Source organism: Bdellovibrio bacteriovorus (assembly GCF_025558485.1).
In the GTDB taxonomy this organism is placed as follows: Bacteria; Bdellovibrionota; Bdellovibrionia; order Bdellovibrionales; family Bdellovibrionaceae; genus Bdellovibrio; species Bdellovibrio bacteriovorus_G.
This window is the reverse complement of record NZ_CP102930.1, coordinates 492,948-513,917: the sequence shown is the minus strand read 5'-3', so window position 1 is coordinate 513,917 and position 20,970 is coordinate 492,948. Positions and strand designations below refer to the sequence as shown.

Annotated in this window: 18 protein-coding genes; 11 read left to right on the top strand and 7 right to left on the bottom strand. The window is 49.4% G+C overall.

The features are described from left to right. From EZJ49_RS02625 to EZJ49_RS02615, 3 genes are read left to right on the top strand one after another with little or no spacing between them, the layout of a single operon-like run. Complete coding sequence (locus EZJ49_RS02625) at positions 1-480, top strand: DUF2796 domain-containing protein (RefSeq protein WP_262554081.1); 480 nt, start codon at positions 1-3, stop codon at positions 478-480. Then, positions 467-1,159 carry an ABC transporter ATP-binding protein gene (locus EZJ49_RS02620; protein WP_262554079.1) on the top strand — a complete coding sequence of 231 codons (693 nt, stop codon included), beginning with the start codon at positions 467-469 and terminating at the stop codon, positions 1,157-1,159. The genes EZJ49_RS02625 and EZJ49_RS02620 overlap by 14 nt, the downstream gene beginning before the upstream one ends. Next, the gene (locus tag EZJ49_RS02615) at positions 1,159-2,424 is read left to right on the top strand and encodes an ABC transporter permease (RefSeq protein ID WP_262555920.1); all 1,266 of its coding nucleotides are present in this window, start codon (positions 1,159-1,161) and stop codon (positions 2,422-2,424) included. The genes EZJ49_RS02620 and EZJ49_RS02615 overlap by 1 nt, the downstream gene beginning before the upstream one ends. 60 nt (positions 2,425-2,484) lie before the next feature. On the opposite strand, the gene EZJ49_RS02610 is transcribed toward EZJ49_RS02615, so the two are convergent. Both EZJ49_RS02610 and EZJ49_RS02605 read right to left on the bottom strand, forming a co-directional pair. Beyond that, on the bottom strand, positions 2,485-4,497 hold the full coding sequence (locus EZJ49_RS02610; protein ID WP_262554077.1) for an iron-regulated protein frpA: 2,013 nt from the start codon (positions 4,495-4,497) through the stop codon (positions 2,485-2,487). A gap of 58 nt (positions 4,498-4,555) precedes the next feature. Then, positions 4,556-4,843, bottom strand: coding sequence for a hypothetical protein (locus EZJ49_RS02605; RefSeq protein ID WP_262554075.1), 288 nt, complete (start codon positions 4,841-4,843; stop codon positions 4,556-4,558). Between the two features lie 322 nt (positions 4,844-5,165). Here EZJ49_RS02605 and EZJ49_RS02600 point away from each other — a divergent pair, with 322 nt between their 5' ends. Beyond that, positions 5,166-5,402, top strand: a complete 237-nt coding sequence (locus EZJ49_RS02600) for a hypothetical protein (protein ID WP_262554074.1) — start codon at positions 5,166-5,168, stop codon at positions 5,400-5,402. Between the two features lie 100 nt (positions 5,403-5,502). Here the strand turns inward: EZJ49_RS02600 and EZJ49_RS02595 are convergent, their stop codons facing one another. Genes EZJ49_RS02595 through EZJ49_RS02585 form a run of 3 tightly spaced genes read right to left on the bottom strand, consistent with a single transcriptional unit; the run spans position 5,503 to position 10,764 of the window. Then, on the bottom strand, positions 5,503-7,332 hold the full coding sequence (locus EZJ49_RS02595; protein ID WP_262554072.1) for an adenylate/guanylate cyclase domain-containing protein: 1,830 nt from the start codon (positions 7,330-7,332) through the stop codon (positions 5,503-5,505). A 16-nt stretch (positions 7,333-7,348) separates the two neighbouring features. Further along, complete coding sequence (locus tag EZJ49_RS02590) at positions 7,349-8,962, bottom strand: hypothetical protein (RefSeq protein WP_262554070.1); 1,614 nt, start codon at positions 8,960-8,962, stop codon at positions 7,349-7,351. Continuing rightward, positions 8,962-10,764, bottom strand: a complete 1,803-nt coding sequence (locus EZJ49_RS02585; protein WP_262554068.1) for a hypothetical protein — start codon at positions 10,762-10,764, stop codon at positions 8,962-8,964. The genes EZJ49_RS02590 and EZJ49_RS02585 overlap by 1 nt, the downstream gene beginning before the upstream one ends. 147 nt (positions 10,765-10,911) lie before the next feature. Here EZJ49_RS02585 and greB point away from each other — a divergent pair, with 147 nt between their 5' ends. The 4 genes from greB to EZJ49_RS02565 all read left to right on the top strand — a co-directional run bounded on the left by greB (position 10,912) and on the right by EZJ49_RS02565 (position 13,947). Beyond that, positions 10,912-11,388 carry a transcription elongation factor GreB gene (gene greB, locus EZJ49_RS02580; RefSeq protein WP_262554066.1) on the top strand — a complete coding sequence of 159 codons (477 nt, stop codon included), beginning with the start codon at positions 10,912-10,914 and terminating at the stop codon, positions 11,386-11,388. Between the two features lie 114 nt (positions 11,389-11,502). Continuing rightward, complete coding sequence (locus tag EZJ49_RS02575; protein WP_262554065.1) at positions 11,503-12,330, top strand: substrate-binding periplasmic protein; 828 nt, start codon at positions 11,503-11,505, stop codon at positions 12,328-12,330. A 154-nt stretch (positions 12,331-12,484) separates the two neighbouring features. Next, complete coding sequence (locus tag EZJ49_RS02570; RefSeq protein ID WP_262554063.1) at positions 12,485-12,943, top strand: DUF3465 domain-containing protein; 459 nt, start codon at positions 12,485-12,487, stop codon at positions 12,941-12,943. Between the two features lie 2 nt (positions 12,944-12,945). Then, positions 12,946-13,947 (top strand): YheT family hydrolase, encoded by a 1,002-nt coding sequence (locus EZJ49_RS02565; RefSeq protein ID WP_262554062.1) that lies wholly within the window; start codon positions 12,946-12,948, stop codon positions 13,945-13,947. On the opposite strand, the gene EZJ49_RS02560 is transcribed toward EZJ49_RS02565, so the two are convergent. Continuing rightward, on the bottom strand, positions 13,903-14,628 hold the full coding sequence (locus EZJ49_RS02560) for a hypothetical protein (protein WP_262554060.1): 726 nt from the start codon (positions 14,626-14,628) through the stop codon (positions 13,903-13,905). The two genes, EZJ49_RS02565 and EZJ49_RS02560, sit on opposite strands and share 45 nt — an antisense overlap. Between EZJ49_RS02560 and EZJ49_RS02555 the strand changes: the two genes are divergently transcribed. From EZJ49_RS02555 to EZJ49_RS02545, 3 genes are all read left to right on the top strand, one after another. Continuing rightward, positions 14,619-16,139, top strand: a complete 1,521-nt coding sequence (locus tag EZJ49_RS02555; RefSeq protein ID WP_262554058.1) for a flippase activity-associated protein Agl23 — start codon at positions 14,619-14,621, stop codon at positions 16,137-16,139. The genes EZJ49_RS02560 and EZJ49_RS02555 overlap by 10 nt on opposite strands. Further along, positions 16,136-18,361, top strand: a complete 2,226-nt coding sequence (locus EZJ49_RS02550; RefSeq protein WP_262554057.1) for a transglycosylase SLT domain-containing protein — start codon at positions 16,136-16,138, stop codon at positions 18,359-18,361. The genes EZJ49_RS02555 and EZJ49_RS02550 overlap by 4 nt, the downstream gene beginning before the upstream one ends. Positions 18,362-18,424: 63 nt before the next feature. Then, on the top strand, positions 18,425-20,023 hold the full coding sequence (locus EZJ49_RS02545) for a LysM peptidoglycan-binding domain-containing protein (RefSeq protein ID WP_262554055.1): 1,599 nt from the start codon (positions 18,425-18,427) through the stop codon (positions 20,021-20,023). A gap of 66 nt (positions 20,024-20,089) precedes the next feature. Here EZJ49_RS02545 and EZJ49_RS02540 read toward each other — a convergent pair whose 3' ends face one another. Further along, complete coding sequence (locus EZJ49_RS02540; RefSeq protein ID WP_262554053.1) at positions 20,090-20,938, bottom strand: LysR family transcriptional regulator; 849 nt, start codon at positions 20,936-20,938, stop codon at positions 20,090-20,092. Between the last annotated feature and the right edge of the window lie 32 nt (positions 20,939-20,970).

Below are 20,970 nucleotides of genomic sequence, written 5' to 3'. Positions count from 1 at the left end.
GTGTTAAAAGTTCTTCTCTTGTCATTGATGGCATTGGCGCACACGGAACATGGAGCTCATGTTCACGGAACGGGAAAAGTCAGTCTTGCCTTTGATGGGAAAAAAGGAAAGTTGGAGTTTCATGCTCCGACGGAAGCCATCTACGGTTTTGAGCATTCTGCAAAAAGCAAAAAAGACAAACAGAAAAAAGAGGAAGGCCTGGGCAAGCTGGATGCCATGGCTGAAATGGTGGTCTTTGATCCGGCGCTTAAATGCGAAGTGAAAAAAGAGATCTTTGAAGTCATCGAACAAAAGAATCATTCCGATGTCGAGGCGGAGTATGCAATTAACTGCGAAGCTCCAGTGGCGGGCAGCACGGTGACGTTCAATTTCCAGAAGACCTATCCACGTCTGAAAAAAGTGCAGGTGGAGGTTCTGGCAGACCAGGTGCAAAAATCCCTGGAAGTGAAAAAGAACGGAGAAAGTCTTGAGCTCAAGTAGCGAATTGATCACCCTGAGAGATCTGTCCTACACATACAGTGGGCAGACTTCTCCGACCTTGCACGTTCCTGAATTCCGGGTGAACAAAGGCGAAGAGCTGTTTTTGTACGGTCCCAGTGGAACAGGTAAAACAACCTTGCTGGAAATTCTGGCGGGGGTTTTGCGTCCAACAAGGGGCTCTGTGGAAATTCTGGGACGTGATCTGGTAAAAATGTCCGATGCCGAACGTGATGCCTTCAGGGCAGAACACATGGGTTACGTTTTCCAAAGCTTCAATCTGATTCCATATCTGTCTGTTCAGGAAAATATTGAATTGCCTTTGCATCTAAGTGCTTCGCGCAAGGCCCGCCTGGGCACTGTGGATACGGAAATGGTGATCCGCGCTTTGTGTGGCAATCTGGGGATTGCCGACCTTCTGGAAAAGAAAGTCACTGAACTGAGTGTCGGACAGCAGCAGCGCGTGGCTGTGGCCCGCGCACTCTTGGGGAAACCCGATTTGCTTTTGGCGGATGAACCGACTTCGGCTTTGGATGCTGATCATCGGGAAAAATTTCTGAAGCTGATGTTTGAACTTTCCGAGCTGTATGGCACGACGGTGATTTTCGTATCCCATGACCGCAGCATTGAAAAACTATTCAGTCGTTCTCTTTCTTTAGAATCCATTAACAAGGTTGTGTGATGGTCTTTTTGAAGTTGGCAATCAAGTCTTTGCAGAATCGGGCGTTTGCAACAACACTTACGGTGATTTCCATTGCTTTAAGTGTGGCCTTGTTACTGACCGTGGAACGGGCCAAGCGTGCTGCTGAAGAAGGCTTCACGCAAACGATTAGTAAAACTGATCTGATTGTCGGTGCACGCAGCGGTCCGCTGCAATTGATTCTTTATACGGTTTTTAACATGGGAAATGCGACTCACAATATTTCCTATGAAACTTACGAAAAGGTTCGGATGAATCCGGCGATTGACTGGACGATTCCCTATTCTTTGGGGGACGGCCATCGTGGGTTCCGCGTTGTCGGCACGAATCAGGATTTCTTCAAATACTATCACTATCGCGGGGATCGTAAAGTCACTCTGGCCGAGGGGCAGGAGTTCAACGACCTTTGGGATGTGGTGGTCGGTGCGGAAGTGGCCCGCAAGCTTGGTTATAAACTGGGCGACCGTGTGGTGGTGACTCACGGGGTGACCAAGGGCGAAGGCATTCTTCAGCATGATGATCGTCCGTTTAAAATTTCCGGAATTTTGGAGGCAACAGGCACTCCGCTGGATCGTGCGGTTTACATGTCCTTGCAGGGGATGGAAGCTTTGCACATTGACTGGCAGGATGGATCAGCTCCGTCACCGGATAAAATTGTTCCTCACAACAAGTTAAGCAAAGAAACATTGCCTGTGCAGACGATCACCGCGTTCTTTGTCGGTGCCAAGTCACGCATTGAAACTTTGAAGTTACAGCGTGAAATCAACACCTACAAAGAAGAGCCGTTGCTGGCGATCATTCCGGGGGCGACTTTAAGTGAGCTTTGGAATGGTCTGTCTTATGTCGAAGGTGTGTTGCGCATGATTTCCTGGATGGTGGTGGCTGTTGGATTCATGGCAATGCTTATCGCACTGACCACAACCCTGAACGAGCGCCGTCGTGAAATGGCCATTTTGCGTGCGGTGGGGGCGAAGTCCACTCAGATTGTGGGTTTACTGGTGTTTGAATCCGCTCTTTTGACAGCTGTCGGTGTTTTGTCAGGTGTCGTGGTTTCTGTCGGCTTGGTGGCGGCTTTGAAGCCGTGGATTGAAACAGAGTTCGGTCTGTATTTGGTGGGCCCTTGGTTTACGCGTTCTGAATTGCTTTATCTGGCAATCACACTGGTTGGTGGGACTGTTATTGGTCTGATCCCGGCTTTGCGCGCGCAAAAGCTGGCATTGAAAGATGGTCTTAGCGTTCGCACTTAATAAAAAAGCCACCGCTTTTGACGGCGGTGGCTTTATGTCTCTTAGGTTTTGGAATCTAAACTATTGACCAATCTGTGCTAGCTGGACACCTCCCTTTGTCGATTGGACTCGGGAAGGGTCCACATTTTCAAGAATCACATCTGTTTTAGCTTTAAAGAAGATGTCCACGATCATGCGGAATTCCGCAGTTTGACCGTCTTTCTTTTTACCTGTCGCCAGGCGAGTCAGGATTTCATCTTCAGAAACACCTTCTGTTTGTTCCGCTGAAGCCAGGACTTCGCCTTGTTCCAGCATCATGAATGGGGCACGCAGTTCAGTGCTGTTGCCGTATTTGTCTTTTTCGTTGGCATAAACCACATGGCAGGCATTGATTGCGGCCACACGGGCGTCAGATAAAGAGATCACTTCGGATTCATCTGCAATACCATTGCGGTTTTTGTCCACCCAGACTTTGATTTTCTGACTGTACAGCTCACCGTCCCAAGGACCCAGATAGTGCTTCTTAGGATCTTCGGATTCACAGTCTTTGCCAGCCAAAGCGATCAGAGTTTCAAAACCGTTGGCAAAAGTTTTTTCCTCTTCGCCCACTTTGACCTTCATTTCAGAACCGAACAGGTTTTTTGCGCTGGTGATGCTGCCATCGGCATTTGGCACGACCAGGAATCCGTCTTCGATTTCTCGTTTGAACAGTGTTTTGTTCACAGAGTTCTCAGATTCCTTGCTAACCAGTTTGCCACCCAGCCAGGCTGTCATATGACTGACTTTTTGACCGCCATCCAGATCGTTGTCGCTGCCATCGACTTTTAGGTTTGCCAGATTAAAGAAGCTGCCGCCTTCCACGCTGGAAGTTTGCACATTCTTTTCCCCCAGATCCAGAACCAGTGGTGTGTACTTCGTTGACATGGCTGTTCCATCCACACCGGAGTGAACCATCCATTGAATCAACTGAGGCACCGCTTCGTAAGCAGAGTAACAAAGATCACCCGCATTGCAGGCACCCATTGTAACGGTCGCACCGGTGCCGCTTTTCACAGATCTTTGAGTGGAAAGAACTGAGGTGATAAAATCTCTTTGAGACCAGACTGTGCGCAGGTCAAAGATCTGCTTGAAAGTCAAAGTCACTTCATCACCACGAGTCAGACCTTTACTGAGTTTGATGAAATCCGGAGTCAGAATACTCAAGGACTTCTTATTGGTATCGTTAATGTTTTCACGAAGGTCCGCCAAATAAAGGTTCACGATATTCGGAGAACCGTCACCGAGCTTTTTGAAAAGACGGGGACTGCCGGAATTCACATCGTCTGCATAGGATTCACCATAGTACAGATTGCGCAGGGAATGATTTTGCAAAGCAACCGCATCGGGGATGACCTGATCCTGACCATCGAAAGCTGTCACGACGCCTGTGTTTTCAACACTGGCAATAGCGCGGACCGTACTGAAGAAGCATTTGGAACCAGTGATGAACTGACTGCGCGCTGTCATGTGATCCACCAGATAGTGGAAGTGATTGGTGATGGCCGCCTTCGGTGTGCAGTTTGTGGACCATTTGCACGCGTCAGTGTCTTTTTTCGCCGCGCCAACATAGATCGGTGTCACACCGCTGGAATCTTTTCTTAGAATGGATCTTTGATGGGACCAATGCGCAATTGTATCCACAGCACTGCCCGCAGAAACAGAGAATCGCACCGGGATCAAAGAAGTGTCTTCTTTAGCAGCTTGCAGAGCCGCCTGGCGTTCCTCTTCGTAGCGGTCGGAACCGTCAGGGCGGATGCGCTCGCAGTTGGAAACAGGTTTGCCATTGATGGAATCAGCACTGGCCAGATTCGGTGTCATGGAATCATCACCGTCGGCAACGTCTGTCATGTGCTTGTAAGGGTTGAACGGATCAACCTTTGGAACCTCTGGGATTTCCACTTCCGGAAGCACCGGAGTTGTGCCAAAGGCGTTGTCAGATAAAGAGCTTTGTTCAAGGGCTGAGGGGGCGAAACGTACTGGTTGGCTGCAACCTACGACAGCCTCAACAAGAGCTCCACACAGAACCAATTTTGAAAATTGAGTTAGTTTATTCACAGTATCCCCCCGGATCGTAAATAACAGAGACTTTTAGAATGAAAATGGAACGAAGAAACTATTCAGAGTCGCGAATGGATTTGACCTCAACCTCGTCCTCGTTCAGGAACGGATTGTATTTGACCGGATTGCGCTTGCTATCCACCACGGTGATGACCTCACCTCTGAAGCTCGCCCCACCGGTGGAGCTGATATTGCGTGCGATCGTGGCATTAAGATCTTTCGCTGCGGCGTTGCCTTCGTCAATCATCTGATTGAATGTGCCTGTGGATATAACATCTTTAGCCAAGGCATATTCCGGAACCGCTGCTGCTACAAACAATATGGTCCACAAAATCTTTCTCATCGTTTCCCCCTGCGAAGGTTTGACAAAGCAACGGGCGGGCCAGCACCTAAGCTGCTGAAATCTTACAAATTCGCATGTCGATGAAATTCAGCCAAAAGTTTTCCATGTTTTGTGTGAGTACTTGTTTTCAGGTCAGATTTTTCGGAATCGGAAAATGTTTGAACATGTGCTGAATCTGTACAGTTGTGATCCGATGCAAATGGACTGTCTAATATATTTTAGACAGTGCTTAAGGAGTTTTCGCTTATAAACAACCTATTGCATCCAGGGGTGGCAGGAAGCATGCAAAGGACCTAATCTACAGTGATATCCGGGGGGATGTATGAAGTTGAAAGTGTTGTTGCTGTGTTTTCTATTATTGAATGTCGTGTCCTGTGCAAGCGCACCATCCATCTTATCCTCTAAGAAAGATCCCACACGCAGTGTCTATATTACGGAAGCTTTTATTTATCCTGAGTTCCGTCAGGTGGCGACGGCGCAACCGGTGGCTGAAAAAGAAACTGCCGCTGTTGTTGCGGCAGTTTCGTCAGGCTCCCGTGCTCCGGCGAGTGAGCGCTAGAGTTCCGTCAGGTGGCGACGGCGCAACCGGTGGCTGAAAAAGAAACTGCCTCTGCTGTTGCGGCAGTTTCGTCAGGCTCCCGTGCTCCGGCGAGTGAGCGCTAGGCAGCGTCTTTGATTTTTACTTTGTCAGCGGCTTCGGCCTCGTAGTCGGAATAAGGGGTGCGAACCTCGATCATGCTTCCGTCTTCAGCTCTGTAGCCGCGGACTTTGAACATCTTCAGGGCCTCAGAGCGCCCTTTGACTTCAGCGGCTCCGGCCAGCTCGGTTTTAAAGTCCTCACCAATCTTTTCTATGACAGTGTCCGAAATCAGCAGGTCGGCACCGAAGGCTTTTGTTGAAGCTTCGATACGGGAAGCCGTATTGACGGTGTTTCCGATGACGGTGTATTCCATACGCTCGTCTGAACCGATGGTTCCGGAAATTGCCTTGCCGGCATGCAGGCCCATACCGATATTGATCGGCGGCTGACTGCGGGCGATGCGGCGTTCATTCAGATCCTGCAGGGCACGTCTCATTTCCAGACAGGCGCGAACAGCCTGATGGGCATCGCGATCAGAACTTTTTGGTGCGCCCCACACAGCCATGATCGCATCACCGATAAACTTATCAACAACGCCACCGTGACTGTTGATGATTTTAACCATCACACCGAAGTATTCATTCAGCATTTCAACGACCTCTTCCGGCGAACGCTTTTCAGAAAATGCCGTGAAGCCCCGGATGTCCGAGAAGAAGACCACGACCTCTTTGGTCTGACCGCCAACCCCGATGTCCTTGTTGATCAAGTCCTCGGCCACAGAGGACCCGTGGAATTTCGAGAACAGACTTTTTACTTTATCGCGTTCCTTCAGACCTTCCGTCATGTGATCAAATGCTTCGGCCAGATCGCCCACTTCGTCATGGGATCTGACGGCGGCACGGGCCTTCACATTGAAGTTCCCTTTGGAAACCAGATTGATCATCTCCGCCAGTTTTTCAATCGGGGAGGTCAGGGTCATAGAGAACAGGAAGATAAAGAAGATCGCCATGGAAATAGCAGAACCCGCGACAAAGATCGCCCGGCGTTTGACCTCGTTGGAAACCTCCAGAATGGTTTCCTCTGAAGTTTGTGAGATCACCGTGGCACCGTAAGAGGTTTTCACGGAGGCCCCGAAGTAGTCCTTGTCGTTATCAGGATTCAGGAACTTTGTCTGGAACTGCGGCGATTTTTGAGTCAGGGCCTTTTGCACAATGGGGTATTTTCCCATGTTCAAACGCGCCATGGCTTTTTGTTCGTCTTTATGGGCTAACAATTCACCGTTGCGATCAATCAGATACTGGGTGCGTTCAGACGGATCAGTGAAGGGCTTTTCAAACGGAGCCAGGGTCACGTCGGCCAGGGCAATGTGTGTGATTTTTCCTTGTTCATCACGTATTAGCGGAATGCCGATGGTGATCATGGCCGGGGCCTTCGGGTAAGAGGCATTCTTAATTTCAATGCTTCCCTGAGCCACGGAACGAATCGGGAACTTCTGCCAGGATCGCAAATGAGTGATATACACCGGCGTCAGACCATAGGGTTTTAGAACATCGTCTTTCACCTTGCGCGCCACGGTTTCCACCGCAGGGCCGTCCAGCTTAAGAACTTCCAGCGCAATAAAGTTTTTATCTTTGGTAAAGTTAAAATCAAAATCATCGCCAGCAGCGGTATGGGAGGCCGCCCCTTTCGTCAGCAGGGATGCGGTTGTACGAGTCTTGTCCACCAGACTGGCCACGATGTTTTCGATTTCCTTGGCTTTGGCCGCTGCGGATTCCAGATTGGCGATATCCACCTGTTCCGCAGCTTTTTTCTCGAAATACGAAGAGGAAATCCAGGTGATCGTTCCGGTTGCCGCCACCAGAATCAGGATGGTGACCGTGATGAGTTTTGTGGAAATGGGTATTCTCATAATTCTCTCCTGATCACTAGAAGCTCCACTCAGCAAAGATATTTAAGTAGTTTCCGACGATGGTGGATTCGTTGACATCCCCCTCGCTGGCGAAGCTGTCTGTTCCTGTCGCGGCCTTATAAGACATTTTATCCTCACGGCGGGCATAACCGATCAATCCCGTAAAGCGGGGGGTGAAACGGTAGCTTCCCAGGAAGCCAAACTGCGTGGACATTTTCGGGTCCATGGGCTCGCCATTCGGAGTGCTGATTTTCATCAGTGACATATAGACATGGGCATTCACCTGAATGCCCAGTTTCGGACTTAAAGAATACCAGTATTCTGCTCCAAAGTGCGGACCGGCCGAACTGATTTTCAGATCAGAGGACTGTCCGGAGAATGGATCACCCACGGTTTCCGGCAGTTCTTTATAGTAGGGCCCGGCCTGGAAGCGGAATTCCCCGCGGTCGCCGGTGGCTTTGCGATAAACGGCATTGGCTTCGGCGGAAGCAAAAGTTTGCGTCTTGCCGTTGAAGGTAAATCCGCTCATGTCCAAAATCCCCAGGAAGCCCCATGGGGTTTTGGGACTGAACCAGCCGATACCCATGCGCCCTGTTCCTCCAAGAGCTTTATAAGCCACGGAAGAGTTCTTTTCAGGATTGATACCCTGATATTGCATTTCAGTGACCAGATAGCTGGCGACAGCATACCAGCCGGTGACACGATCAATGGATTTACGAACCAGTGCCGTGTATTCGGCAGCAGGGGAACGATCTCCACTGCGCACAGAGAAGGACTGCTTGGCCAGTTTGGAAGGTGGGCGCAAATCTGATTTTGCGCGGATGCCGACCTGGTATTGTCCGCCCGGCCAGCTTTCATCAAATGGCAAAGTGTCCTGCTGGTAGTTTTCAAGGATTTTCATTTTTTCCCATTTGCGGGCTGTCTTGTTGTATTTCAGGATATAGATGTCATAGCTGCTGACATAGTCAGGCTTGGACCATTTCAGTTCGCGCACAAAATCTGTTTCTGGCTTTTCAATGCGCGGATTTTCAACCGGTTTCCCCATGATTGTGAATTGTCCGACGGCAGTGGCATCACTGACGATACCCTCATCGTTGGCAGAGGAAACCTTCCAAGTATAGTGCGAAGCCACGGGGATGGTGGTTTTAAAGGACGGCTCTTTCAGGGTTTCTGTGATCTGGGTTTTTCCGTCTTCAGAAATCAAGGTGAACTGATAACGATCGGCTCCGCCCACCGGGTCCCATTTGAAGTTCACTGTGGTTTTGTCATTTTCCTGAGTCGGCATTTGCAGTCGGGAACCCGGGAATTTCAAAACAGCGGTTTCCAGGCCGACGTTGAATTCACTTTCCTCACTCCATTTGCCGGGAACTCCACGATAGTCACGGGAACGCAGTTTCATCATGTACTTGCCAGGGGTCAGGCGGCCATTCCAAACGGCTTCTCTGACTTTGAAGGTGAAGGTTTTGGCTTCCTCGCCCTGAGCTTTGACCTGTTTTAATTCGATTTCGTAAGACTTGGCGTTTTCAATTGCTTCCCACTCGAAATTAACGAGTCGGCGATAAGGCGCCGCCCAGACCAGTGAGGTCCAGAAAGAGATTAGCAAAAGAATGAACGCACTAGTTAACTTCATCAATTGACCTTGATCTTCTTTAAAGTAGGGGCTTTGATATTCGACGTGTCCGGCACCAAAAGTTTACGGGCCGGCAGCACCTCACTGCTGCGACCGTAGTTGTCCACCGCAGACACTTCGACTTCATATTCTCCGGGCAGCAGATTTTTAAGCGACGTGGAATTCTGCGCATATTTGCTGCGTTTTAGCTGTTTGCCATTTTTTCTGATTGTCAGCCAATATTCCCTGGCACCATCCACTTTGCTCCAGACCAGCTGGCTGCGGCCATCGTTAGAGGCCTGCAACATGCCTTCCGCCGGGGTAAACACCGGAGCTTGTAGCAAAGGCAACGGACTGACCGTCAGGATTTGCGAGCTTGCCGTGCCCAAAACTTTTCCATCAGAGGAAAGAGCTTCAATAGAGGCAATGTAACGACCCGGTTTGCGAACCGGAGTTGTGACTTTGGTTTCTTTGACATCCATGCTGCGCGCAGCTTCCGGAGCTTCTTTTTCTCCGCGATATTTAACTCTCCAGGACGCCACCTGATCAATGCGGTCACCTTTCCAGGAAAGATCCAGCTGAGGCTGTTCAACGTAGTACTGCACCAGATTTTTTTCCGGCATGGTGAAATCCACCAGGACAGGGATCGGTGCTTTTTTTGCATTCAGTTCAGCTACAGAACCGACGGTGAATTTCTGCACTTTACCCAGCACAGGTTTTTCCGTATCGACAAAATAGGAAGTCATGCGCCAGTAGTAAGTGCCACTTTTCAGACCCGGTACGGTGAAGCTTTCCTCTTTGGTAAAGGACTGGGTGGCAATCTTGCGGGTCATTTTCTCATCAGACCAGATTTCCAAAGTGGTCTGGCGTGTGTCATCGCCTTTTTGCCATTTAAAGCTCAGGTCATAAGGCAGTTGTGCTGCCGGAATTTCCGCATCGGCAGTCGGGAAGGTCACAGTCGGAGCATAGCGCGCCAGCACTTCGGTTTTGTAGATGGGACTTTCTCCGGCCACGGTGCCCTGAGGGGTCATGGCCACCAGTTTCCAATAATGACGGCCAAAAGACAGCGGAGCCTGAAGCTGGCTGGCATTCAGGCTGGCTTTTTTAACTTCTTTAAGTTGTTTACGGCTTGGGCCCACCCACAAGGACACCTGGGTGTTGGCAGGGAAACCACGCCATTGGAAAGAAACCGGGTCAGGACTTTCCGCGTTCATCGCCACCGGCTTTTGCGGGGATGGCGACAGAATCTGCACTTCTTCACGAGTTGTCAGATCCTGAGTTTGACCGTTGCTGCCTTTGATGGAGGCTTTACCTTCAAGGACTTGAACGTCCACAGAGTTTCCACTTCCTTTGGAAAGAGACGCCGAGGCCTGGGACAGATCGACTTTACCATTGGCGGAATTTAAAACCAGTCCCGGGGCATTGCTGTCACCCGCACCGGCTTTGGCATTGACGAACAAACTACCTTCCATCAAATCCAGGGCGATTTCGCCTTCGGATTTTTTGATAACGATCAGGGATTCCGGTTCCAGATCCAAATAGCGATCTGAATCCACAAACTGGATGCGTACTTCGCCGCGTTCACTGGTACGAATGGCTTCGCCGTTATACAGTGGTTCGCCGGTGTTCACCAATTGCCACAACAGACGGGAGGCCGGACGCCGCTGAATGTCTTCAACCACTTTTCCGACGTAAGCCAGCGGTTTTTCATTGGAATGAGAGGCGCGATTGCTGTCGGTGGATTGATACCAAACCCACGTTCCTGCAAACACGGAAGACGAGCTTAAAGCGGCAATAAGCAGACGTTTCCATTGTTTTTTCATCGATTCCTCCTCTATCTTTTTTCGGAGAGAAAGTCTCATTATTAAATGGAGCTTAAGTCTAGGTCCGAGTCGTCGAAGGTCGAAATTATGGAATGCGAGGTATAAACCTTTGTAAGGTCTCTGGCAGATGGTCTAGAGTCTTGCCATATGGACAACAAGAAGAACTATATCACCCCCGAAGGTCTGGCTAAGCTGAAAGCGGAATATCACGAGCTGATGCACGTGGAGCGTCCGAAATTAGTGGAAGTGGTGGCCTGGGCCGCCAGCAACGGCGACCGTTCGGAAAACGCGGATTACCAATACGGCAAACGCCGTTTGCGTGAGATCGACCGTCGCGTGCATTTTCTGACCAAAAGAATCGAGGATGCGGAGCTTGTTGATCCAAAACAGATGAAGGGCAGCACTGTGCTTTTCAGCGCCACGGTGACCCTGCTGAACGAAGACGGTGACGAAGTTGTGTATCAGATTGTTGGCGAGGATGAGTTTGATCCAAAGCTGGGGAAAATTTCCTGGAAGTCGCCGGTGGCACGCGCTTTATTGGGTAAGAAAGAAGGCGATGAAGTCCGCATTGTCAAACCGGCCGGAGAAGAGTTTGTCACGATTGACAAGGTCGAGTTCCGTTAAGCGTTTTACTGTGAATTAACAGTCCTTCGGGTTGGTATTCCCGACAAAGTTTTTACATCCTGAATCAGACATGATGTACTGGTGCGAAGAATCTCAATGCAAAGAGGTGTGCCGGTGTCATGTGCATGGAAGGTCCTTTTTTTAGGGTTAGCATTTCTGACCACCTCTGCGCATGCTGAAGTCATTAAAATTTTGGCTGAAGACAGTTTTCCCCCCTACAGCTCCGGTCAGGGGAAGCAGGTGGAAGGACTTTCCGCCGATATCGTGCGCAGTGCCTTTCGCACTCAGAATCTGGAAGTGCAGTTTGAAGCTGTGCCATATTCCCGCTGTTTAGCCAAGGTGCAGGCCGGATCAGAGCTGGGGTGTTTTAGCACGACCTATGATCCCACGATGTTGAATGTTCTGATTTTTCCAGAGCATCCCTTGGTGATAACCAGTGCCATCGCGATCGCGTATAAAGACAGTCCGGAAGGAAAGGTCAGTTCCGTCAGTGATTTGGAAGGCCGAAAAGTGGCGGTTACCAATGGTTTTTCTTATGGTGCCGAATTCGACTATCACCCCAAGATTGAAAAGCAGTTTGTCAGTTCCGATTCCAATGTCCTGAAGCTGGTGGCGGGGAAGCGGGTTTCCCATGGGGTCGTGAATTTTTTGACCTACTACTATTTGCTGGGAAAGCAGACAGAGTCCGTGCGGAAAAGCCTGAAAGTTCTCGGGCCGATTGGGACGGGGGGCATTTACCTGATGTTTAGTAAGAAGCATCCTCAAGGAGAGCAGAATGCGCAGAAGTTTGATGCCGGTATGGAAAGCCTGCTTCGTTCAGGAGAGTATGAGGGAATACTGAAGAAATGGGGCGAAAAGTTCGGCCTTTCCCTGAGCGACATTCGCCATATGTCAGCGATTCATAAGGACCCTTTAAGGGTTCCTTCCAAAAAAGAGAAGTGAGCCTTCTTTTCATTCTGGCGGCTTCTTACTGGCCGCCTCTTAAAACAGCAGTAAATTTTACAGAGAATATAAGACTCTTTTTGATTGTCAGATGTCCGCGATTGGAGCAGACTTCCGCCCGTATCGGGGTGCTTCAATCATGAAGGGGGATGTGATGAAGTCTTGGGTTCGTTTGGCCATCTATGTTTTTGCATTTGTTCTGGTTGTTTTTTCCGAAATGGATTCTGCAGAAGCGGCTCGCTTCAAGACTTATCAGGAAACTGGTCATATCACTGATGATAGCGAACTGGTGGATGCTGTCAGCAATCGCCGTCGTGAGGACTTTGTTGAAGGTGCGGATATGGTTGTGACCAAGATCCTGCCGGACGACAACAGTGGTCTTGAACATCAAAAATGGACTGTACGTCTTTCTAATGGCGAGACCATGCAAGCTGTGTATAATTTGGATATGTGCCCTCGTGTGCCTCTGAAAGTGGGCGATAGAATTGCGATGGGTGGTCAGTTCATCTGGACAAATAAAGGTGGCTTGCTGCACTGGTTGCACCACGATCCGCGCGGCAGAAGGCCGGATGGATATGTTTATGTGAACGGAACGTTCTATTGTAAGGAGTAAGCTTGCGACGACTTGACCTGATTCCATGTTCAGCGCCTTTTTGGGCCGACAGCGGTCATGGTCAGACATTGTGGGCTCATTTCCTTAAGTCAGTCGAGCTTTCTGATTTTGGTAAAAAGTTTGAAGTCGATCTTCCGGATGGAGATCGACTTTTTTGTTCTTATCTTCCGGGTTCATCGTCTCTTGTGGTCAGTCTTTTTCACGGGCTTTCCGGGGATATTTCCTCGGACTACATGCAAAGAACGGCGCTGATTTGTCAGAAACTGGGTCACGCGGTGGTTTTGGTGAACCATCGCGGGGCGGGTGAAGGGGCACCATATGCCAAACGCCCGTATCATTCCGGCAGTGCAGAGGATGTTTCTGTTGTTTTAAGCCATCTGCGCCGAATGTTTCCAAAGCAGAAACATGTTTCGGTGGGATATTCTTTAAGTGGCAATATCATGTTATGTCTGCTGGGTGGTTTTGCCGGCCGGGAAAAACCGGATGGTGCCATCACAGTCAATGCACCCATAAATTTACAAAATGGGTCGTTGCTGCTGAAGTCCGGTTTGAACCGTCTTTATGATCTGCGTTTTGTGTCCCGTCTGCGTAAACTGGTCGATGAAAAATACAAGATGGGATTGATATCAGAACGCTACGAGATCCCACGCTGGGCCACGGTGTGGGACATGGATCAGATCTATACGGCTCCGGCATCGGGCTTTACCAGCCGCGAGGACTATTATCAGCGCTGTTCGTCCATGAACTATGTCGGAAATATTGATGTGCCGACATATTCTTTGACGGCCGGGGATGATCCGTTTGTTTCAGTTCATGATTATCTGAAGGCCCCGTTTTCCAAACACGTTCAGCTGCATATTGAAAAGCGGGGCGGGCACATGGGATATCTGCATCAGGGGGCCCTGCCTGTGGGTGGGAATCGCTGGCTGGATTATTATCTTTTTGAGGCCTTGCGGGGGCTAGAGCAGACACTCTTTGAAAAGGCTCCAGCGCGCGTTCCATAGGGAAAAGCCGGGGGCTGTCACCCCTGAATCCAGGACGGGCAACTGTTCCATCTGCAAAGGCTGCTGTTTTAAAGTGCGCAATAATGACGGCCCCAGATACCATCCCCTGATCTTTTGTTTCTGTCCTTGCGAGGTCAGCTTTTTAAAAGCCTCCTGTCTGATCATGATCACATCACTAAGAGGGTCTGCAGGCACCGGGCCGAATTTTTCCTTAAGAATCCCGTTAAACAGATGCTCGTTCTTCTGACGTGGATTTTCTTTCTTTAAAAAAGAGCTGTTCTTTTGCGCATAGCGATCGCCCCAGTAAAGATCGACTTTTTCCTCGCTTATCAGATGTTGCAGCAGGCGGAAAAGATCCCCCAGTGGTGTGTTCATTTCCACCGATGATACAGCCAGAAAATGGCCTTGGGCTGTTTGCAGTCCCTGCCACAGACTGGCGGCACGGCCCAGATATTTTTTGTTTTGAACAACCCGAACGGGGGCGGCAGGAGCTGAGACCACAACATCTTTTTCGGCGATCAGGACAACTTCGTAAGGCACCGGGAATTTGGTGAAAAAAGTTTGCAGATCGCGCAAGCAGTCTGTCAGGTGTTTGTTTTCCTGATCCAAATATATCACCAAGGATAAGAGCGGGGTTGACACAGCAGATTCCATCTTTACGATAGTTAGCAATGAAATCATCGAAGGTCACGAACTTCTCTGAAATTGCGCTGTGGACGGGGCTTTTGCTGCTGGCAATTCTGAGCCGCTTTCTGTTGTTGACGAATAAACCCATTCATTTTGACGAAGGTATCAACGGCTGGTTTGTCCTGCAGATGTCCAAGCTGGGTTTTTATAAGTACGATCCCAACAATTATCACGGGCCTTTGTATTTCTATGTCCTGCAGGTGTTTGAATCCCTGTGGGGCCGCAGTTTGCAAGTGCTGCGGGCCGTTCCGGCGGTTTTCAGTGTCTTAAGTGTGATGATCTTTCTGTATGGGGCTTTGCGGTCCCGATTTGTAAATATCGCTCTGGCGGTGCTGATTTTGATCAGCCCGGCATTTATCTTCTTTGGCCGCTCTGGTATTCACGAAATGCCATTTGTCTTTTTTCAGATCGTGTTTGCTTTGGGACTGTTGCGTTGGGTGCAGCAGGCGGACAGCAAAGCTTTAAGTCTCTTTTTAGTTGGTCTGTGGGGAATGGTGACACTGAAGGAAACTTTTGTGGTCACTTTATTTGCCTGGGTTGCGGGGTTTATAGCTTTGGGGCCGAAGGCTTTGCAAGAGCTGTTCGGTTTGTCCCGTATCCGGCAGGCCTGGACCCGGTCGGTGACGGTCTTGTTTTTGCTTTTGCTTTTGTTGTTTGTGCAGTTGTTTACGGGCTTTTTTAAAAATCCGTCAGGACTGCTGGATTTTTTCAAGGCCATTTTGCCATGGTTAAAAACCGGAGTGCACGGGCAGGGACACGAAAAAAACTTCTGGTACTGGATACAGGTGCTTTACACGGCGGAACCATTGGCGCTGTTGGCGGTGGTGTGTTCCTTTGTTGGTGTTTTTTCCCGTCATCGGACCTTGCGGGTTGTCAGTGTGTTTTCACTGGTGCAATTACTGGTTTATTCCTTGATCCCTTATAAGACCGTGTGGTGCGTGTTGTCGCTGGTGTGGGGTTTTTATTTTGTTCTGGCGTTGATGGCGGAACAGATTTTTGCTTTGCGATCCCGCGGGCGCTGGCTGTTTGTGGTGGCAGGGACCGGCTTGGTTTTGATAGGCTTCCGAAGCACTTATATTTCTGTCTATCAGGTGCCGATGGATTTGACACATCCCTATGTTTATGTGAATTCAAGTTACGAACTGGTCGAACTTTCCGACAGAATTACGGCGGCCTTGAAAACTCATCCCGAACTGAGCAGGGAAACTGTGCAGTTCGGCATGAAAGAACAGTGGCCCTGGCCCTGGCTTCTGCGTGATTTCAAAGGTTCGGCTTATGAGCTTTGCAGCAAAAGAATTTTGCCGGATGCCCTGGTGTATTTCTGTGAAAAGATTGATAGCGAACCTTTGGAGCTGCTTTTGAATGAGTCCTATTGGAAGATTGAAGCAGTCTTCCGTCAGGGAAAAGAAGTCAGCGTGGTCTATTTAAGAAAATCCGCTTTTGATATGAGCGACTATAAAGGAAACCTGCAGGTTGTGGGTCCTTCAGAGGAGGATGCTCCGTGAAAAAGAATTTTGTATTTGCCGGTCTTTTACTTGGTTCAACTGCGATGGCACAGGTTCATAAAATTGATGTGAAAAAAGAACTCTCTGGCAATGTGGTGAATCTGTATCAGGAGACGTCAGAAAGAAAGAAAGTGAAGCTTTCCGCTTTGTCGCAGCTGAAAGATTACGAGATTCATTTGAAGTGGGCGGAATGTTCCAGGCTGGCGCCTCAGGTATTTAATGCACGCAAGGACTTGCGTGGCTGGGTGGCAACAAGCTGGCTGCACTGCTTGGAAGGCGCGCAGAACAAAGTTAAAGACCGTGCTGCGGTGGACAGGGCCTTAAGTGCTTTGGAAGCGCATAAGGATCTGATGCAGGAGGGCCCATGGTCTGTCAATTTGGCAAAGGCTTATGTCAGCTTGAAACTTGCGGCTCTTGAAGATCAGGTCAGCCGTAAAATTAAAACTGCTGCCGGTGGCATTGATGCCCTGCTGGCGGGGTCTTATTCCTTAAACAAAGATCAAAAGGCCCGGGCTTATCAGCTTTTGGGGGATCTGGCGCTTTTGGATAATAATTATGCCCAGGCGCAGTTCTTCTATGAGCAGGCGCAGGATCAGCGCGATTCAAAATACTTGCAGGACAAACTGGATTTTATCAGCCGCACGAAAGTCACGGTGGTGGCGCCCTCGAAGCCCGCCGTCAGCATTCCGGAAGTCAGTGGTGAAGAAGGAAAGTTGGAAGAACGGGTGGCTGCGGCCTTGAAGCAGAATGATCCGATCTCGGCATTGAAGGATTCGGTGCAGATTCTGAATGAATACCCGGGCAGTCGCGCGGCTCGGCGTTTGAAAGACAAGCCGCTGGAAATTTATAATTCGCTTTCAGAAAATCTGGTGAAGGTGAAGGCCTTGAATGAAATGGAAGAAGCCGACACACAACGCCTGATGGACTGGGCGCAGAACCTGCATCGACGTGCCGACTTTGCCGGAGCGATGTCCCTGGCTTTGAAAGCCATGGGTAAAAATCCGTCGGCACCAACGACGACATCCGCTTTGTGGATTGCCGGTCGCTCCGCCCATTTTCTGGGACAATATGACCGGGCGCTGGATCTTTATAAGAAACTTTTCACCAATCATTTGGGGTCGGACGAAGCTGCTGAAGCGCTGTTTCGTTCCAGCTTGATTTATTATCGCAAAAAAGAATTCACGAACGCCTCGGCTTTGTTGGAAAGACTGTTGCAGCAGGGGCGTGATCGTTATGAGCTGAATGCGCAGTACTGGCTGGTGCGTTCGTTCCAGGGCAGTAAATCCGATCGTGCCAAACAGGCGGCGGCAGATTTGATGGATCGTTTTCCATTCTCGTATTATGGCCTGCGTTTGCGTGCAGAAGCTCAGGATGGAAAGCTGACCTGGCCGGAAAATAAAGACAAGGCCCCGACGCTGACGAATGAATTTTATGTCGTGGGTGCGCAGAAGACTGCGTGGCAGCGTTTTAAGTCCCTGTCTGAATCAGGCTGGGTCAGTGAAGCGCAGGAAGAACTTTCCTTCATGCCGTTTATGAAAGATGCAACGCTGAAGGTGAATCTGGCGGAAAAAATGATGGAGCGTCAGCAGTATGTTACGGCCATTCGCTGGATCAATGAAGCGATGGAGGCTGATCCTCGTCTGCGTCGCGAGCAGTTTGTAAAGATTGGTTACCCTGAAGCGTTTGCAGGTCTGTATCAGGCTGAGGCGGAACGCTACGGTGTGGATGCGGTTTTGTTTAAAAGTCTGACTCGTCAGGAAAGTGCCTTTAATTTGAAAGCGGTTTCCACGTCCAATGCTCTGGGCCTGATGCAGATGATTCCACCGACAGCTCAGGAAGTGTCGCGCAAGCTGGGAATGAAAGTGGAGCTGCCAGATGATATGTTCCGTCCCGAAGTAAATATTCCGATGGGGGCTTTTTATATCTCCCAGATGTTAGACCAGTTTCAGGGAAGCGTGCCATTTGCTTTGGCGGCTTATAACGCAGGACCCTATCGCATGAAGTTGTGGATGGAAGGAAGAACTGAGGTTGGCGAACTAGTTTCCAGGCCCAGCTCTGAACCCCTTGATGAGCTGTGGTTTGATGAGTTGCCATGGACAGAGACGAGCTTCTATGTGAAAGCGATCTTAAGAAACGTCCTGCTCTATCGCCTCTCTGAAAAGGGAAATTATGCCCCAAATCCCGTCCTATGGCAGGATTTGCTGATTAAAAAGGCAAAATAAGGACGATGTTTTATTGAAAAAGTCCTCTGACTTTTGTAGCCTGAAAACTGCGTCGGAGGACTCATGAGGAGACTTTTAACATTGAGTTTGGTCCTGGCCTTTTTGGCAGGGTGTGCTCATAAGGATTTGGGCACAAATGCTGGTAAGAACTCAGCATCCAACAGTGAAGGGGATTTGAAGGACATTGGCTCGTTCCGCTTGTCCGACCCCGAAGGCCCCAAGGTGGTGGATCAGGAATTGGAATCCATCCCTACAGAAGTAAACCCGCTTGTTGAGAAATGGATCGCCTACTTCCAGGGTCGTGGTCGCCCGCATATGGAACGTTATCTGGCTCGCTCCACTCGTTACGAAAAACTGATGAAAAAAGTTTTGCGTGACAACGGACTTCCTGAAGATCTTTTCTACATTGCTTTGATTGAATCTGGTTTCAGTTCCCGTGCGACGTCACATGCGTCGGCAGTGGGTTACTGGCAGTTCATTCGTGGCACAGGCAAACGTTATGGCTTGGATATCAACGCCTTCGTGGATGAACGCCGTGACCCGGTTTTCGCCACTCAAGCAGCGGCTGAATATTTCAAAGGTCTTTATAGCGTGTTCGGATCCTGGTATCTGGCGATGGCTTCCTACAACGTCGGTGAAAACCGCGTGAAGCGTGAAGTGATGAATCACTATACGCGTGATTTCTGGGAGCTGGCTCGTAAGAAAAGACTTCCGGCGGAAACCATCAACTATGTTCCTAAGTTCATTGCCGCGAAAATGATCGGTAAAGATCCTGCGAAATACGGTTTCGATGACATCGACTATCTTCCACCAATTGAATTCGATCACATCACAGTCAATCAGCCGGTGAACCTGCGTTTGATGGCTGAAAAACTGAATTTGAACTATGAGGATTTCAAAGCTCTGAATCCAAAGTTCAAAGGTGAAGTGGCGATTCTAAAAGGCAGTGATCTGGTTTTGCGTGTTCCACCGGCAACAGCAAATGATGCCAAAGTGGCTGCGACAGAAAGCTTTGTAAGAAGCGTACAGTTCATCGCTGATTCCGGTGACACACAAACTTACCGCATCCGTCGCGGTGATACTCTAAGCACTGTGGCTCGTCGTTACCGTACCACTGTGGCTTATCTGCGTGATCTGAATGATATCCCTCGCCGCAAGCCATTGCGTGTGGGCATGCGTATTCAGGTTCCGGATCGCACGCCGTTGAAAGACCGTTCTTCCAATCGCTCGATGGTGGCTAAGAAATCGGCTCCGACCAGCACTCAAAACAGTGTTGAAACAGTGACCGTAAGCAGAGATGGTCGTTACTATATCGTTCAATCCGGTGATTCTTTGTTCACGATTGCACGTAAGTATTCCACCAGCGTTTCTGAACTTCAGCGTATGAACAACATCAAACGCGGTCGCGTTTTGAAAGTGGGCATGAAACTGAAAGTTCCGACTCCAGGCAGCTCTTCCATTGCCAAGGCGTCTGTGGATGTGGCGAAGTCCAACAAACCTAAAGCCAAGGTTCACGTTGTCCGTCGTGGAGAGAATCTTTCTGTGATCGCTGCGAAATACAATGTGGCTGTTTCAGATATTAAGCAGAAAAATAATATCCGCAACCCGGCATCCATCATGGTGGGCGCACGTATTGTGATCCCAAATGAAGTGAATCAGTAAGAGATCAAAGAAATTTCAAAATGAGAAAAAGGGACTCTGTGAAAGAGTCCCTTTTTTATTGTCATCTTAAGTCAATGCTTTGACAAACAAACGCGCGGGCTTTGAAAGCTGATGTTCCCCCAGATGAATCAGATAAATCTTGTAGCGGATTCTTTCCGCCCATTCTGAAAATTCCTCGATGGTTTTTACTCCAGGCTGAGAAGCCGCAATAAAGTCCGGTACAAACCCCACGCCCAGCCCCAGCAGGCTCATTTGTGCGATGACTTCCCAGCTTTCAACGGTCAAAGCGGTGAGGGCTGCTTTACCGCTGGCGCGTTTATAAGCTTTTTCCAATTCAGTTTTCCCCGGGCTTTCCAAAGTACTGAGGAAGCGAGGTTGAACAGGAACGGCTGTTGATTTTTGAATGCAGCGAAAGCCCCCTTCGCCCAACAATTTTCCTTCAAATCCGGTTGGGCGGCTGTCGTCAATGACAAGACCCAGTTCGCATTTACCTGAACGAACCATCTGCATAATTTCCTGAACCGAACCAAAATGAACTTCCGGGGTGACAGACGGATGGGTCTTCAGCAGGTTTTTTAACGGTGCAGGCAGCAGATAATGCGCCACCGCGCTGGACGTGGCCAGGGTCAAAGGCCCTGAAACAATTTCAGAACGGCCCTTAAGATCACTTTTTAAATCTTCAAGCTGGCTTAAAATTCCGCGGGAACGTTCCAGCAACAGGCGGCCTTCTTCGGTCAGTTTAAAGCGATTTTTAGTATGCAGCAGAAGTTCGCATTGCAGATTTTCTTCAAGTTTTCTGATGGCTTGACTGATAGCGGGCTGACTGATGTTCAGGGACTTGGCGGCGGCGGCCAGACTGCCCAGTTCCGCAGCTTTGATAAAGTATTTCAGGTGGTAAATGTTCGGTTCGGACATAATAATAAAATGTTATTATTATATTTAAAATA